Annotated in this window: 17 protein-coding genes; 8 read left to right on the top strand and 9 right to left on the bottom strand. The window is 67.7% G+C overall.

Going from position 1 to position 15,385, the window contains the following annotated elements; translation table 11 throughout:
• The 3 genes from AB0I82_RS35515 to AB0I82_RS35505 form a co-directional block, all read right to left on the bottom strand.
• A partial coding sequence (locus AB0I82_RS35515) for a DUF2637 domain-containing protein (protein WP_363261620.1) occupies positions 1-338 on the bottom strand: 338 nt, incomplete at its 3' end.
• Positions 339-635: 297 nt separating this feature from the next.
• Complete coding sequence (locus tag AB0I82_RS35510; RefSeq protein WP_363261619.1) at positions 636-1,544, bottom strand: ParA family protein; 909 nt, start codon at positions 1,542-1,544, stop codon at positions 636-638.
• A 101-nt stretch (positions 1,545-1,645) separates the two neighbouring features.
• Positions 1,646-2,959: a hypothetical protein gene (locus AB0I82_RS35505; protein ID WP_363261618.1), complete on the bottom strand. Its 1,314-nt coding sequence runs from the start codon at positions 2,957-2,959 to the stop codon at positions 1,646-1,648.
• 520 nt (positions 2,960-3,479) lie between these two features.
• On the opposite strand from AB0I82_RS35505, the gene AB0I82_RS35500 reads away from it, so the two are divergent.
• The 3 genes from AB0I82_RS35500 (at position 3,480) to AB0I82_RS35490 (ending at position 5,492) form a co-directional block, all read left to right on the top strand.
• Positions 3,480-3,896, top strand: coding sequence for a hypothetical protein (locus AB0I82_RS35500; RefSeq protein WP_363261617.1), 417 nt, complete (start codon positions 3,480-3,482; stop codon positions 3,894-3,896).
• Between the two features lie 566 nt (positions 3,897-4,462).
• Positions 4,463-4,882 carry a hypothetical protein gene (locus tag AB0I82_RS35495; RefSeq protein ID WP_363261616.1) on the top strand — a complete coding sequence of 140 codons (420 nt, stop codon included), beginning with the start codon at positions 4,463-4,465 and terminating at the stop codon, positions 4,880-4,882.
• Positions 4,883-5,174: 292 nt separating this feature from the next.
• Positions 5,175-5,492, top strand: coding sequence for a hypothetical protein (locus tag AB0I82_RS35490; RefSeq protein WP_363261625.1), 318 nt, complete (start codon positions 5,175-5,177; stop codon positions 5,490-5,492).
• Between the two features lie 160 nt (positions 5,493-5,652).
• Here AB0I82_RS35490 and AB0I82_RS35485 read toward each other — a convergent pair whose 3' ends face one another.
• Positions 5,653-6,075, bottom strand: coding sequence for a hypothetical protein (locus AB0I82_RS35485; RefSeq protein ID WP_363261615.1), 423 nt, complete (start codon positions 6,073-6,075; stop codon positions 5,653-5,655).
• Positions 6,076-6,219: 144 nt separating this feature from the next.
• On the opposite strand from AB0I82_RS35485, the gene istA reads away from it, so the two are divergent.
• The gene (gene istA, locus AB0I82_RS35480; protein ID WP_363261614.1) at positions 6,220-7,869 is read left to right on the top strand and encodes an IS21 family transposase; all 1,650 of its coding nucleotides are present in this window, start codon (positions 6,220-6,222) and stop codon (positions 7,867-7,869) included.
• Positions 7,863-8,669, top strand: a complete 807-nt coding sequence (istB, locus tag AB0I82_RS35475; RefSeq protein ID WP_363261624.1) for an IS21-like element helper ATPase IstB — start codon at positions 7,863-7,865, stop codon at positions 8,667-8,669. The genes istA and istB overlap by 7 nt, the downstream gene beginning before the upstream one ends.
• A 136-nt stretch (positions 8,670-8,805) precedes the next feature.
• Here istB and AB0I82_RS35470 read toward each other — a convergent pair whose 3' ends face one another.
• Positions 8,806-9,684: a 3-hydroxyacyl-CoA dehydrogenase family protein gene (locus AB0I82_RS35470; RefSeq protein WP_363261613.1), complete on the bottom strand. Its 879-nt coding sequence runs from the start codon at positions 9,682-9,684 to the stop codon at positions 8,806-8,808.
• A 102-nt stretch (positions 9,685-9,786) separates the two neighbouring features.
• Between AB0I82_RS35470 and AB0I82_RS35465 the strand changes: the two genes are divergently transcribed.
• The 3 genes from AB0I82_RS35465 to AB0I82_RS35455 all read left to right on the top strand — a co-directional run bounded on the left by AB0I82_RS35465 (position 9,787) and on the right by AB0I82_RS35455 (position 12,650).
• Positions 9,787-10,584 (top strand): acetoacetate decarboxylase, encoded by a 798-nt coding sequence (locus AB0I82_RS35465; RefSeq protein WP_363261612.1) that lies wholly within the window; start codon positions 9,787-9,789, stop codon positions 10,582-10,584.
• Positions 10,581-11,210: a TetR/AcrR family transcriptional regulator gene (locus tag AB0I82_RS35460; RefSeq protein ID WP_363261611.1), complete on the top strand. Its 630-nt coding sequence runs from the start codon at positions 10,581-10,583 to the stop codon at positions 11,208-11,210. Before AB0I82_RS35465 ends, AB0I82_RS35460 begins: the two co-directional genes overlap by 4 nt.
• A gap of 279 nt (positions 11,211-11,489) precedes the next feature.
• On the top strand, positions 11,490-12,650 hold the full coding sequence (locus AB0I82_RS35455; RefSeq protein WP_363261610.1) for a serine hydrolase domain-containing protein: 1,161 nt from the start codon (positions 11,490-11,492) through the stop codon (positions 12,648-12,650).
• 382 nt (positions 12,651-13,032) lie between these two features.
• Here the strand turns inward: AB0I82_RS35455 and AB0I82_RS35450 are convergent, their stop codons facing one another.
• From AB0I82_RS35450 to AB0I82_RS35435, 4 genes are all read right to left on the bottom strand, one after another.
• Positions 13,033-13,206 carry a hypothetical protein gene (locus AB0I82_RS35450; protein WP_363261609.1) on the bottom strand — a complete coding sequence of 58 codons (174 nt, stop codon included), beginning with the start codon at positions 13,204-13,206 and terminating at the stop codon, positions 13,033-13,035.
• A gap of 306 nt (positions 13,207-13,512) precedes the next feature.
• Positions 13,513-14,112 (bottom strand): hypothetical protein, encoded by a 600-nt coding sequence (locus AB0I82_RS35445; protein WP_363261608.1) that lies wholly within the window; start codon positions 14,110-14,112, stop codon positions 13,513-13,515.
• Positions 14,109-14,798, bottom strand: coding sequence for a hypothetical protein (locus AB0I82_RS35440; protein WP_363261607.1), 690 nt, complete (start codon positions 14,796-14,798; stop codon positions 14,109-14,111). Before AB0I82_RS35440 ends, AB0I82_RS35445 begins: the two co-directional genes overlap by 4 nt.
• Complete coding sequence (locus tag AB0I82_RS35435) at positions 14,795-15,349, bottom strand: hypothetical protein (protein WP_363261606.1); 555 nt, start codon at positions 15,347-15,349, stop codon at positions 14,795-14,797. Before AB0I82_RS35435 ends, AB0I82_RS35440 begins: the two co-directional genes overlap by 4 nt.
• Positions 15,350-15,385: the final 36 nt, after the last annotated feature.

Genomic DNA, 15,385 nt, shown 5'->3' with positions numbered 1-15,385 from the left:
ATCCCGACGCCGAGCGGGTCGGGCCAGGCCGCCGCGCCGTTGAAGGCGATCGTCGCGGCCGTCAGCAGCCAGGCGGTCTGGCGCAGCAGCGGGAAGGGAATGCGGATCCAGGTGAGCAGGAGATCCAGCGCCAGGAGGACGACGATGCCCGCGTCGATGCCGATCGGGAAGACGTACGAGAAGGAGCCGAAGCCCTTCTGCTCGGCGAGCGCGCGGACCGCCGAGTACGAACCGGCGAAGCCGATCGCGGCGATGACCAGCGCGCCCGCGACGACCACGCCGATGAAGACGCGGTGGGTCCGTGTGAGCGTCACAGGCGTCGTTGCTTCCGCGGTCACCGTCTCCGGCCTCCTGAGCGTGCGTACACGTTGATCAGGCTTCACACTCTCACGTACGTCGGACACAGTGGATCAGCAGGGAATCAACAGGGACGGATCGTCAGCGAATAGTGACGTCGCGCCGGTATGGGCTTTGACGGAGCGAGGGCGCCGTTGATCCCGCAGATCGCCGACAAATAATGATCATTGCGTGGGTTCATGAGCCTCGGGAAGGCAGTACCGGGCGTCACCCGTGAAGGGGTGACGCCCGGCTGGCGTTCTTCAGTATTCCGTCGGAATAGCGCGCCCGTGCCTCGCTCAGCGCTTCTTACGGGTGGAGTTCAGCCTCTTCACACCCAGGGCGTCAGCCACAGCTGCGATGTCTTCCAGAGCAGGGCAGGACGGGGCGAGGTACCGGAGCGCCTTCTGCTTGACGATGGTGTCCTTGAAGCGGATGTTGCGGCGGACGATGGGGAGGAGCATCGGGCTCCAGTCCTCGTTGCCGTGGACGGCCTTGATGGCGTCATCCGTGACTGCTCCGGCACCGCGGTTGACGCTGCCGTCGGCCTTGAGCGGGATGTTGGTGGCGAGGATGTGCTTCACCTGTGTCTTGAAGCGGAAGCGTCGGAACTTCCGCGCGCCCTTGTCGAGCGTTTCCTCCAGGTCCTGCAGCCCGATGATGTACTTGAACTCATCGGCGATGCAGCCCACAATCTCCGGCCCCACCATGGCGATCGACAGCAGCAGGATTCCGAGTGTCGGCCCGCAGTCGAAGAGCATCACGTCCCACCGGCCAGGGGGCAGCTGTTCGTCGAGCACGTTCTGCAGCCACAGGACACCGCCGGCGTCCTGGCCGAGTGTCACCTCAGCATTGGCCATGTCCGGCGTGCCCAGGATGAGCTCGAGGTTCGGGATTTCCCGGAACGCGGCTTCGTCATCGCCCTCCCCCACTCGGTGGCGGGCAGGGACGACTGCCTCGGTCAGCTGGTTGTTGCCGAGCAGGACGTCATAGATGGTCGGCTGCCCCTTGGGAGGGTCCTGGTAGCCGAGAATGTGCGAGGCCGTGCGCTGCGGGTCCATGTCCCACACGGCGACACGGTGGCCGCGGCCGGCCATCTCGACCGCCAGGTTCACGACGCCCTGGGTCTTGCCCGCGCCGCCGGCGATGACGGAGAAGGCGAACATGCGGGGGTCATCGGGCTCGTTCGTCGTCGGCGACTGTGCCATGAGGTCTCCTGGTTTTGCTGGCAGATTAGGCCTGGCGCATTCCGTCGGAATCCTGATGCTGGGTTCCCGTGGTCATTCCGACGGAATACAGGTGCGGTCCATCAACCGCTCAGGCGTTCCTGCTCCCACGCGGTGGGCTGGTAGTTCGCGATGGTGGTGAGGTGACGGACGTACTCGCGGTCCTGTGCGTCCCAGTCCCGTCCGGGCTGGGACGCACGCTCTTCAGCGACGGCAAGTGCCACCGCGAGCGCCACATGGGCGGTCAGCTTAGCGTCTCCCTCGGCGGCGACGGCCTGGAAGTAGCTGTCGGGTCGGTACACCATGGGGCCGATGGGCTCGGCGGCCGAGCGCAGCCAGCCGTGGGCCGTAGCGCGTGCGGTCTCATTCGACGTTGCCAAAAGCGCCGGAGCCAAGACGCGCAGAGTCTCTCGCGGGTTTGAGGGCACGCCGGCGGCAAGCAGCTCCTGGCACGCCTGTCGGCGAAGAGCGGACGCCTCAGCGGCGGGGGAGGGCGAGTCCGTCTTGGTCTGGGGCTGGTCCGGTGCTTCAGAGGTACGGCTTCCTGAGCTGGGCGCCCCGTCCGTCTTGTTCTTGGCGGGGGAGTCTGTCTGTTGTTCCGGTAGCCCGACCGGCTTGGAGGTGCTGGTCTTCTGCGGCTCAGGTGTCGACGTTGTGCGCTGCTTCGGTGGCGTAAGGACTCGCGCAGCGGCCATGCTGGCCTTCAGCTGCTCGTCCCTCATCAGCTTCCATGCCCGCAGCTGATCCTCGGCAGAGGTGAGCTTGTCCAGCAGGGTTTCGGCTTCACCGACGGGCATGCCCTGCATGATGGCGTGCTGGATCTCTTCCGGAAGCTTCAGCAGCTTGACGCGGCGTGAGATGTGCGGTTGCTTGCATCCGGTCTGTGCGGCGACTTCGCTCTGGGTTAGGCCGTCGTCGAGGGCTTCGCGGAAGCCGCGGGCCTCCTCGATCGGGTTGAGCTGAATGCGCCGCATGTTCTCCGGGAGCCCGAGCAGCCGAGCCCGCGGGATCTTCGAGTTGGTGACCTTGCTCGACGCGGTGTCGTGTCCGGCTCGTTCCAAGGCAAGGCGTCGGTTGTGCCCGATGAGGATTACGTAGTCCTCAGCAGGGGCCGAGCCGAGCGCCTTCTCCAGGTCCTCCAGTCGCTCCGGCTGGATTTCCTCCAGCCGCTCACGCCAGTACTCCAGGAAGGGTTCCACCTCGGCGACCGACAGGTCCTGCAGGAGGCCGTCTTCAGCTTCGATCGACTGCGTGAGCTCGGCGATGTCCTCGTCTCGGTACACCACGCGCGGGTTGAAGGGGTTGGGGTGGAGTTGCTCGAGAGGGATGTCGATGATCTCGGCTGCATCAGGATCGTCCCAGATGCTCCGATTCTTCTTTTTCTTGCCGAAGGACATCGTGGGTCCGGAGGCTCCGGCCATAGGGGGTGCTCCTGAGACGAGAAGTTGCTTGTCCGGGGCTGACCTTAGCGGGCAAGCCCGTGCCGCCTCACGCTCAGGTCGGTATTCCGTCGGAATATGTGAGCCGGGCCAGCCGAGCGGGCGCCTCTCCGCCTGGCTGTCCATGTCCTGTCTCCGTCGACCTGGGGCAGTCTCAGTGGTTCCGAGGCATCGCCCGCTCATACCCCAGGAAGGGGCATGACCCAGATACGCCAGAAAACCGCCACGGGATGATCTTGGAGTTCGGAGGGATCCGGCCTCGGGGGTGGTGGGCCTTGCGCTGGGCGGGAACTGCCGGGACGCCGTGGCCGCCGTCGAGCGGCTGGCAGCGGTCGAGGAGCCGGTGGTGGACGGTTTGGTGCGCGCATCTGGGTGTTCGGCCATCCGGGGGTTGGCTGAGCATGGTGCTGATTCCATAACTTCCAGTGGGGCAGGGTGGACTGTGCCCAGATATCCCACGTCAAGACAAAGGGGATCCATGCTCAACTTCGATGACAAACCGGCGTCGGTGACCCTGTACAGCGGCCCGAACCATACGGGCGAGAGCTGCGTACTCAACGAACGCCACTCGGATGAGACTTACTCGTTGAAGGCAACGGGCCTGGACAAGATCGCGTCGATCAAGGTGCAGCAGCCTGCTGCGGTGGCGGCGCCGTTCTCCATTTTCGTCCGGCTGTACCTGGAACGTCCCCAGGGCCTGGTCGACAAGCTGGGGCCCGGCTCGGAGAAGACAGTGAAGGACTTCCACGAGGATGTCGCCGATACAGGGGACGGGGCCAAGGCCGCCTACGTCCGGGTGCTCACCCGCATGGGAAACACGGTGAGGGAGATTCCGAATGTGATTGCGTCCGCACCGGAGGGTGAGCGCACCATCCACGACACGATTCCGCGCTGAGGTGTGAACCGGAAGACCTGGAGAGCAGCAGAAGGGGCGGCGACGTCGCCGCCCCTTCTGCTGCTCGGACCTTCCGACCGCTTGCCGCCGGCACTCGATGTCGCCCGCTGCGTCCAGCCTCGGGGAGGGTCACAAGCCACTCCCCCCCAGATGAAACCCAACGTCACCACCAACGATGCTGCGCCGAACGGGTGGCGGGCGAAGCGCTCAACCCTGCAAGATCATCGCGTGGCGGGTTTCTGGCGTATCTGGGTCATGCCCCAGGAAGACTGAGACGGGACAGGTCACCGGCCCCGGGCTCGGCCCTGACAACGACGGCGCGCCTCAGGTTGACCGAGACGGACGACTGCCCGCCGTCTCACTCGATGTGAGGTACTGCTGGTCAGAGCAGCGCCGTGCCCCAGGTTGACTGAGACGGGTCAGTCCAGGCGGCGGTGGTGCGGTGCTGAGGAGTCAGAAGTTCTCGCTCCGGGGGCCTTCTGCTGCATCTGCCCTTCGAGTGAAACCGGGAGGTACGCCTGCGGGGCTTGCCCACCGAGGCGGGATTGTGCGTTAGCGATGCCGTCGTGAACGACTTCGACGAGAGCACCTATTCATCTGAGCTCCGCTGGCTCCTGAAACAGCAACTGGGACGGCGGGCTGACTGGCCCTACAAGGTCGACGCCGGCGTGCAGCTCATCAGCTGTACGCTCCGGTTTCTTGGGCCGGAAGACTTCGAGCGCTTCATGCGCTGCGCGGTGACTGCCTTCGACCGGTACCTCGCGCGCGAGAAGCTGTGGCCGCGCCTGTACACCGACTTCCTCTCCCGCACGGTGACGAAGGAGTTCGGAGAGGAGCCCGGCGAACGATTCGAAGCGGCCTGGTGCACGATGCATGCCACCTACTGGTTGCTCAACGACGAGCACTTCCCACTCCTCGTCCGCACCGCGGTACGCGCCATCGAACTGCACCACGCCGACGGCGGAGAACTGGCACCCGTTTCATGAGGTTGCCCGCCGTCTGCCGTCCCAGGCACCTCCACGTCAGGCAATCCTCACCTCGCCGCCAGCTTGCATTCCGTCGGAATATTGACGGTACGGATGCCTAGTGAGGGGACGACTCCTCATTTTTGGGAGTCGCCCCCTCACTAGGTATCCGGTTGACCACGGTCGTCGGGCTACCCGGCCCGGGCATACGAAGCAGTGCTCCTCCGTCGATCGGGAGCTGGAAGTGCGCTCCCTCGTCGCGGAGAGGATCGTGGTGACTGGCTACCAGCGGTGGGTGTTGCGCGCTCCTGTAATGGAGCGAGGCATCTGGGCGACGAGGAGAGCAGTGACGGCTTGGAGTTCCTGGACGACGACTGGAGTGATCGCCGGGCCGGGTGGGGTGGCCACGGTGGAGGTAGGCGTAGTTACCGGCGATCTCACCGTGCACACCACTTGGTCTTCTGATGACGGACTGGCGTTGGTCGCCGTTCAGTTCACCGGAGCTTCGGATTGGTTCACGATGGAAGGCGGCCCCGCCCACTGCTCTTCAGAGTCCGAGTCCCGGGAGCTCCACCAAGCGGCGGTTGATGCAGCGCGCCGAGGCGGCAGGGCCACCGTTCCCATCAAATGAGGCATGCACGACACCGAGGATGGGCCGCCTCAGCGGGTCTCCGTCAAACGGTAGCCAGTCCTAGAAGGCCGGTCGGCCACAGTCCCAGTAGGCCGACGGGTGTGGTTCGCCATTGCCATCGACACCGGCGAACCACACCCGTATGAGAGGCGGGCACCTCTCATTTCACCGGGATGCGCACCTCGTCACGAATGCCGCTCGCCCAGTCGGCGAACGCCTCCATGTCGATCGAGCTGGGGGCTGCCGTGCGGGCGTCGCCCGAATCGATACGCGAGACGCTGCCGTACGTATACCTGTCGGCCCACATGCAGTACGGCATCGTTGTCCGCGCCGATGTGTGCACCATCACGCCGCAGGTCATCGAGCGGGAGCTGCCCTTGGGCGTGTACTCCGTCTCCGACACCGGGAAGCTGAAGTCCGGCTCGTCATGCAGGTCCTTGCTCATCTCCTCCCGCTTCTCACTGGGCTCGGCGAACGATCCGTCTGTGAACGTTCCCGTGTAGGACAACACGCCCCCGTCGGCACTCGTGTAGGTGCCGCCGGTATTCCACGTCTCGAAGGCGCCACGGCCGTTGTCCTCCATGGTGGCTATGGACGTGTGTTGGGGAGTCGTTTCGCGATGAGTGGGGGAGTCGCGTTCTGACCGAGTTTGCGATGTCGGTTTGTTTTGACGTCAGTCAGGGGCTTGTGGTGGGACTGTGAGGTGTGCTTAGGGGCTGGGGGCCTCATGGGTAACTCGCAGTCGAAGGTCGAGCTGTACGCGGCGATCCGCAAGGATCATCTGATGGGGATGTCGCTGCGGTCGTTGCAGCGGGTGCACAACGTGACGTGGCGGACGGTGCGGCGGGCTCTGGACGGGAAGTGGCCGGAGCCGAGGAAGAGACCGCGGCGCAAGGAGTCTCGTCTCGATCCCTACAAGCCGTTGATCGATGGGATGTTGCGGGCGGATCTGGATGCGCCGCCCAAGCAGCGGCACACTGCTCAGCGGATCTTTGACCGTCTGGTCGAGGGGCACGAGGCCCGCGACATCTCGTATTCCATGGTCCGTTTGTATGTGAAGGACCGGCGGGGCGAGATCCGCCGTGAGGCCGGGATCGGTCCGGAGATGGTGTTCGTCCCGCAGCGGCACCTGCCCGGAATGGAGGCGGAGGTCGACTTCGGGGACGTGCACATCGTGCTCGCCGAGGTGCCGACCAGGGTCTATCTGTTCTCGCTGCGGCTGTCCTACTCGGGCAAGGCGGCGCACAGGGTGTTCGCCTCCTGCGGGCAGGAAGCGTTCCTGGAGGGACACGAGCACGCCTTTCGCCGGCTGGGCGGTGTTCCTCGCGGGAAGATCCGTTACGACAATCTGCGGGCCGCGGTCGAGCGGGTGCTGGGGCTGGGGCGGGCCCGGGTGGAGTCGGACCGCTGGACGGCGTTCCGCTCGCACTGGGGCATTGACGCCTTCTACTGCCGGCCCGGCATCGAGGGCGCCCATGAGAAGGGCGGGGTCGAGGGACAGATCGGCTACTACCGCCGCAACCACTTCGTCCCGGTCCCCGAGGTCGCCTCGCTGGCCGAGCTCAACGAGATGGTCGACCGCTGGGACCTTCAGGACGAGGGCCGCCGGCCGCGTTCCCGGACCCGCACCATCGGCGAGTCCTTCGCACACGAGCAGCCGATGCTGAAGCCGCTGCCCGCCGAGGTGTTCGAGACGGGACGGTGGTTCACACCGCGCGTGAACCGCTTCGGCCAGATCACGGTGCGTTCCAACACCTACTCGGTGCCGGTCCGGTTCATCGGCCGTCAGCTGCGGGTCCTGCTGCACGCCAACGACCTGGTGGTCTACGACGGCCGCACCGAGGTCGCCCGCCACGAACGGCTCGCCGGCCGGGGCGAATCCCGCCTCGTGCTCGACCACTATCTGGAGGCTCTGATGCGCAAGCCCGGGGCGTTTCCGGGCTCGACTCCGCTGGAACAGGCCCGCTCCGCGGGCCGCTTCACCCCCGTCCATGACAAGTGGTGGGCGGCTGCCTGCGCGGCACACGGAGACGCGGCCGGCACCCGAGCCCTGATCGAGGTCCTGCTGCTGGCCCGGCACATGGAACACGAGCAGGTGGTCGCCGGGCTCGCCGCGGCGTTCCGGGCGGGCGCCCTGACGGCCGACGCGGTCGCTCTGGAGGCCCGCAAGGCGGCCGAGGGCGACACCGGCGAACCGCCCGCTCCGGCGACGAGCACGGGCCTTGCGGAAGGGCCTGCGGCGACGGTCACGTTCCTGTCCGACTGGCGGCTGTCCCATCTGCCGCCCGACACCCGGCCGCTGCCCTCGGTGGCCCACTACGACGAGCTGTTGAGCCCCCGCGGCCACAAGGCCGCGAACCGGAAAGAGCCATCATGAGCCCACGTAAGCGCGGACTGACCGAAGAAGCTGCCACCGCCTCGATCGACCAGGCGTGCCGGCTGCTGCGGCTGCCCTCCATCCGCCAGCAGTTCGGTGATCTCGCCGACGGCGCGGCCCGGGAGCAGATGTCGTATCGGGCCTTCCTGGCCGAACTGCTGATGACCGAGTGCGATGACCGGGCCCGGCGCCGTTCCGAGCGCCGCATCAAGGCGGCCGCGTTCCCGCGGGACAAGTCCCTGCGGTCCTTCGACTTCGAGGCCAACCCCAACGTCGATGCGGCCACCGTGAACACCCTCGCGACCTGTGACTGGGTGAAGAAGGGAGAGCCGCTCTGCCTGATCGGCGACTCCGGAACCGGCAAGTCGCATCTGCTGATCGCGCTGGGCACCGAGGCCGCGATGAAGGGCTTCCGGGTCCGCTACGTGCTGGCCACCAAGCTCGTCAACGAGCTGGTCGAGGCCGCCGACGAGAAGCAGCTGACCAAGACCATTGCCCGCTACGGACGCGTCGATCTTTTATGCATCGACGAACTCGGCTACATGGAACTCGACCGCCGCGGAGCGGAGTTGCTGTTCCAGGTGTTGACCGAGCGTGAGGAGAAGAACAGCGTCGCGATCGCCTCGAACGAGTCGTTCTCAGGATGGACCAAGACCTTCACCGACCCCCGGCTCTGCGCGGCCATCGTCGACCGGCTCACCTTCAACGGCGCCATCATCCAGACCGGCACCGATTCCTACCGTCTCGCCCACACCAAAGCCCAGGCCGAACACGCCGACGCTCGCGGAGCGGGTGCTTGAAGAACTGGTTGAAAAGGGACTCACAGCTGCCGGTTCGGTCGAGCGTCGCGACCTCGCCCACGGCTACGTCGCACCCGAAGCCGCATGAGGTGTCACGGGTGCGAGTAGTGAGGCCCGACGTGATGCGGACGGTGCGTCAGGCGTCGCTCGCCGCGGTGGCGTAGTCGTCGTAGAAGCCGCGGCCGGTCTTCACGCCGAGGCGGCCGGTGTCGACGTACTCGTGCAGCAGTCGGCGGGGCCCCTCGGGCAAGTGCGGATTCTCCGCGGCGTAGTGGTTCTCGATGTCGAGGACGACGTCCAGGCCGACCTGGTCCATCATCCGGAACACCCCGACCTTTGCGCCGGTGTTCACCCGGAACATCGCGTCGAAATCCTCCGGCGTGGTCACCCCTTCGGCCACGACCTCCAGCGCCTCGCGCTTGATCGCGGCCCAGACCCGGTTGAAGATGAAGCCGGTGCTCTCCCGGCGGGCCTTGAAGGGGTGCACCCCATAGCGCGGCAGCTCGTCCTTGAGCCGCTCGATGACCGCGGGGTCGGTGGCCCCGTCGCTCATCAGGTCGACCGCGTTCTGCGCCGGCGGCATGTAGAAGTGCATGTTCAGCACCCGCTCCTTGTGCTCCACCCGGTCGACGAACAGGCGGGAGGCGTAGGAGGAGGAGTTGCTGGCCAGGATGGTGTCGGCCGGGGCGATCCGGTCCAGATCGGCGAACAGGGTGCGCTTGAGGTCCAGCCGCTCGGGCACCGCCTCGATGACCAGCCACGCGTCGTCCAGCGCGGCTTCCAGCGTGTCGACGCCGACCACCCGGCCCTCGGTGGCGCCGGGCCGGGAGGCGACCACCCCCGGCAGCTCCGCGGCGACGTAGTCCAGGGCCGCGGTCCGGACGTCGGCGGACAGGTCGTACAGGCGCACCAGCCCCCCGTCGGAGGCGAACATCATCGCGATGCGGCGGCCGAGGGTGCCTGCGCCGATCACCGCGACAGGGCGGGCGGCGAGCTGACGAGAAGTGTGGGTCATCACGGGACTCCTTTGTGCACGTTCGGTCCGGCTGGTTGCCCGACACGCGAACTCGATGCAAACTGTACTCAATACGTTTTGTATCGCAAGGAGAGTGGAACAGTGCGCGAGTCCGAGGTGGCGCGTCAGCCGCTCACGCCGCTGGGGGTGCCGGTTTATCCGGTGCGGGCGACCCGGTTCACCGACCGTGAGTACTTCAACATCGTCTACCGCACCGACCCCGATGTCCTGCGCGCGGTGGTGCCCGAGCCGCTGGCCGTGCCCGAGCCGCTGGTGCGGTTCGAAGTGATGAAAATGGGTGACGTCGAGGGCTTTGGCCCCTACCTGGAGAGCGGGCAGGCGATCACCGTGGAGTTCGACGGCGAGGTGGGCGAGTACCTGCACGCGATGTACCTGGACAGCTTCGCCGCCACGGCCGCGGGCCGCGAGCTGAGTGCCTACCCCAAGGTGGCCGGCAGCCCGGCGCTGTTCACCGACACCGGTGCGCTGGTCGGCACCCTGGACCGCGGCGGCCAGCGGGTGGCCACCGCGACCATGCCCTACAAGTGGCAGCCCCTCGACCTCGATGCGGCCCGGGAGCAGATCACCGTGCCCACCTTCGCGCTCAAGCAGGTGCCCAACGTGTTCACCGGGCAGTTGCGCGCCTCGGACCTGGTCCGCACCGAAATCACCGACATCGAGGTCAAGGAGGCCTGGACCGGGCCCGCCCGCCTGCAACTGTTCGAGCACGTGATGGCCCCCCTGGCCGATCTGCCGGTGCTCGAGGTCGTCTCCGCCAGCCACATCCTCACCGACCTGACCCTCAGCCCGGTCACCTCCGTACACGACTACCTGAACAGCGGCTCGCCCCTCAGTCAGGAGGCAGGCTCGCAGCCGCCGACGGAGAAGATGGCCCGATGAATCACCCGACCACCCCCGCGCCCGCCCGACCGCCCCGCCAGCGCAAGGCGACCCGCGCGCAGCTGATCGCCGCGGCCGCCGAGCTGTTCGCCGAGCACGGCACCACCAACGTCAGCATCGGGGCGATCTGCGAGCGCGCAGGGTTCACCCGCGGCGCGTTCTACTCCAACTTCAAGACTGTCGACGACGTCTTCTTCGCCCTGTACGAACAGCGCAACGCCGAGGTTCAACAGCGACTGGAGGCACTCGCCGCCGACGCGCCGCCCCCTGAGCAGGCCCACTGCTCCCTGGAGTCCGTCGTGGCCACGGCGTTGCGGGCGCTGCCGATGGACCCGCAGTGGGTCGCGATCCGCACCAGCTTCGCGGCTCAGGCCCAGCACCGGCCAGAGGTCGCGGCCATACTGCGCGAGCACGCCGAGCAGCTCCGCCGGCACCTCCAGCCGCTGCTGATGCGCGCCCTGGAGCTCACCGGCCGTCGACCGCTGGACTCCCCGGAAGACTTCACCCGGGCCGTCATCACCGCGCACGTCGGCGCGATGACTCAGTCGCCGCTCCACGACGACCCCGAAGCCGTCCGCGAAGCCGTCGTACGCGGCATTGTTCTCGGCCTTACCACCGGCCAGTGAGCAACAGCGCCTCCGCTCCGCTCAGTGGTTCCGGCTGTGGGCGTGATGGCGGGCCACGCCGCGCGGGTCGCGGACGACGTACGCGGCAGCCTCTCGATCCGATCGTTCACACGGGCCGGGTGCGCTTCAAAACCCGTTCCGCTGCAGCGGCCCAGCCGCCAAGGCGACCGTGCCCGCACAGCGCGGGGGCCGTTTAGCCCCTTTAGTCCGCATTAGTCGTTTCATGCTTCTAGGCTCAGCGCTGCTGAGGCATTCAAAACACGAAGGGAAATGCTGAGGATGGCAGAGATCTCGGGTCAGTGCGACGACCGGTTCACCGGAGTAAAGAAAGCCTTCGAACAGGCGCTGGACCAGAGCCAGGGCGGGGCATCGACGGCGGTGTTCCTGGACGGCGAGCCGGTGGTCGATTTGTGGGGCGGCTACGCCGACCGTGCGCAGACCCGGCCCTGGACCCGCGACACCCTGGTCAACGTCTGGTCGGTCACCAAGACCATGACCAACCTGTGCGCACTTGTGCTTGCCGACCGCGGGGAACTGGACCTGTACGCGCCCGTGGCGCGGTACTGGCCGGAGTTCGCCGCCGAGGGAAAGGACGCGGTCGAGGTCAGGCACCTGCTGTCCCACACCGCCGGGCTGGCGGGCTGGGACCAGCCGCCGGCGGTTCCCGACGAGCTGTACGACTGGGACAGGTGCACCAGCCAGCTCGCCGCGCAGAACCCCTGGTGGCAACCGGGTACCGCCTCCGGCTACCACGCCGTGACCCAGGGCTATCTCGTCGGTGAGGTGGTTCGCCGGATCACCGGGCAAAGCGTGGGGCAGTTCTTCGCCGAGCAGGTGGCCACCCCGCTGGGCGCCGACTTCCACATCGGCCTGCCCGCCGAGGCCGACGACCGTGTCTCGAACGTCTTCAACATCGACGGCCTTCCCGTCCCGCCCGAGCTGGAGGAAAAGGCCGCCAAGGTGTTCGGGCGCCCCAACGTGCTGGCCGACCCGGAGCCGTTCGCGGCCACGCGCGCCTGGCGGGCCGCGGAGATTCCCGCCGCCAACGGCCAGGGCAACGCGCGCTCGGTGGCCGCCGTGCAGTCGGTGATCGCCTGCGGCGGCGAGGCACGCGGTGTGCGAGTGCTGTCCGAGAAGGGCGTCCAGGCCCTCTTCGACCAGCAGTCCGACGGCGCCGACCTGCTCCTGGGCAAGCACGTGAAGTTCGGTATGGGCTGGGGGCTGGGCAACGACGATCTGCCCATGGCCGGGCCGCGCACCTGCTACTGGGGCGGCGCCGGGGGCGGCATGGTCGTCTCGGACTGCGACAACCGCCTGACCGTGGCGTTCACCATGAACCACATGAAGATGGGCGGCGGCAAGGGCAACATCAACACCGGAGGCGACGAGCGGTTCGGCCGCATCGCGGAAGCCGTCTATCAGGGCCTCGGCCGCCCGTAAACGCCCACACCGACCACAGCAAGCGTGCTCGAGGGATCCGTCGAGCACGCTCCGGACCTAGGACCAACGCACAGCGTGATCTTGAGCTGTGCGCCTCGAACAGGAGCCTCGATCGGGTGATCGCCGCAGGTCGTGAGCCTGAAGCAAAGCCAATCCTCGATGTACAGCACCGAGGACGGCGCTCACCCTGTCTTGCGACCGACACTGCGCAGTAGTTACGGCCAGGCCGAGGCCCTACCTCTGGCCTGGCCCGCCGAACTGCGAGCGGACGGCGGAGGGATGGAGGGGCCAACGGGCAAGCGAGTGACATCAAAAGTCATCGCGATTGATCATGCCGAGAGCCAACCAATGACTCCCCCACTCATCGCGAAACGACTCCCGTTCAGACCTCCATAGCCACCATGGGCTTCTTCAGCACGTACTTGCCTGCGCCCAGCGTCTTGGGTGTCTTCAGCGCGTATCGCGTGGGGTAGTCGGAACCGGTGTCGGCGCTGTCCGGTGCCATCAGCGCGATGATGCCGCCGCCGATCGCGAAGCAGGCAAAGAACCCGCCCACGACGATGGCTACGACTGCCCCCGGGGTCAGCCGCCGCCGTGGCGGGCCCGCCGGTGGTGGGCTCCAGGCGCCGCCGGGCGGCGGCCCGTACGGGGCTTCAGGAACCGGCGCCGGCCCATAGGGTGCCTGCGACGGCCCCGGCGGAGCACCGTGCGGCGCAGGCCCGTATCCGGGGTGCGCATACGGCGAAGACGGCTGAGGTTGGGGGCCGGATGTGTGCGGCGGCATGCTCATGATCAGAAGCATGGCAGAGGCCTGCCATGGGCAGGCGGCTGCGTCTGAATATGAACATCCTCTGATGTCGGCCTATATTCCGTCGGAATGTTGACGGAGCCAGGTGAAGACGAAAAAAGCCCTGCCACCGGCGCAGAGCCGGGGGCAGGGCTTCGGGGTACGACTGTTCAGGTCGCCCAGGCCGCAGGCGCACCATGACCTGGGGCGGGGAAGCTGGTGGCGGTCCCGTGCGCGGCCGGGTGCCGCATCACGGTGACAGGGACGGCGCTGAGGGCCGCAAGGGCGCCCTGTCGCATCCGCAGCCGTGGTCCGGGGCGGGTGCCGTAAGAAGACGCCGTGGGTGTGGACGGCGCGCGGGATGCGGGGGATGAGGACCGCCGGGTCTTCGCCCGGGTACAGATGCAGATTGTGCCATCCGTGGATCCGGGCCATGTACGTGGCGGCGGCCTCGATGATGTCGGCCCACCGCTGATGCCCGAGGACCAGGAAGCCGACCGGGTATAGGTCATCGTCGGCGCCACCATCGATCCCGGCGACGAACAGGCCCTGGTGGGCGATGAACCCGTGGTCGGCCGCGCCGTCGGCGCAGGGCGTCCAGGCCTGCTCGGCGGGGTGCATGGTTCCGTCGTCGCCCTCGCTGGTCTCGATCTCGTACAGGGTCGGGGCGGTCACGCGCTCACCCCCGCGACGGCGGCGTTCAGGAGCGCTACTGCGTCGGCCTCGTACGGGTCGGCGAACAGGTGGTGGTCACTGACGTCGAACGGTGCGAACCGTGCGCTGACGCGGTGCCCGGGGACGAGGATGGCCTCCCGTCCGTCCAGCGCGGCGGTGAGCCGGTCGTAGTCCTGCTGGGCGTGGCGGGTCTGGGTGTACGGACCGAGGCGCAGCAGGGTGAAGCCGTCGCGGCTGTCGTCGCGTTTGCGGGCCTCGATGTAGAGGGCGTAGTGGGCGGGGGCCATGCCGATGTCGTCGGGCAAGGGCAGGCCGGCGGCGGCGTGGGTGAGCATCGCGTAGCCGGGCTGCCAGAGACCGAGGATCGTGCTCGTCTCGCAGCGCAGCCAGCCACGTTCGGTGTAGCCGAGCTGGCGGCCGTGGAGGTAGGCGCCGGCGTGCGGGGTGTCGGGGTGGACCAAGGCGACGGCGATCATGTCGGGGCCGTGGTCGTCGCCGGGCCGGGTGTGCGCGCGCTCCACGAACGGGCCGATGCGCACGGCGATGTCCTGGGCGCTGCCGGGCGTCCAGGGTGTCGGGTTGCGCAGGGCGGTTAGCGTCGCGCGGGACTGGTCGACGGCGGCCTGGTCCTCGGGGGAGAGGGCGCCGGGAGCGTGACCGCAGCGGCGGAAGAGGGGGCGCTTCATCGGGTCGGCTCCTCGGGGGTGGGGTGCGGGGTGGTCGTCGGCATGGCCGGGCTCAGGTAGCGGGCGGCGGTGTCCACGAAGTCGTCGTGGGCTACCTTCGCGGCCTCGCGGGCCTCGGTGAGCCGCTGCTTGGCCGCGTCACGGTCGACGCCTACGGCGGTGGCGGGGACCGCCTGCCGGATCGCGTGCGTCAACGTGATCATGCGGTCAGCGGCGGCACGCACGGCCGGGTCCTCGATGAGGATGCGCAGGGCGACCAGCGGGCGGGTGACCGCGCTGCGGGTCATGTGGCTTTCACCGCGCAGGGCCTCAATCCGCTCGGGGCCGGCCTGCTTGATGACGGCGTCACCACGCCTCCACATCGCCGTGCGGTGGTCAGAGGCGGCGCAGGCGAGTGCGGTGACGGCCTCCAGGCGGTCGCGGCGGATCGCTTCGCCGTGGGCGGCGCGCACCTGCCGTTCAGTGGCGCGTTCCTGGAATCGGCCGGAGACGGTCGCGCCCAGCAGGGTGGCGACGATGGCGAGCCCTGCGGTGATCAGGGTGGTTAACACGAAGGGGATCTCCTGTGCTGGGGGGAACGCAGAAGC

This window comes from Streptomyces sp. NPDC050315 (assembly GCF_040655775.1).
Classification (GTDB): Bacteria; Actinomycetota; Actinomycetes; order Streptomycetales; family Streptomycetaceae; genus Streptomyces.
Note: the sequence above shows the minus strand (reverse complement) of the source record. Positions and strands in the feature narration are given on the sequence as shown.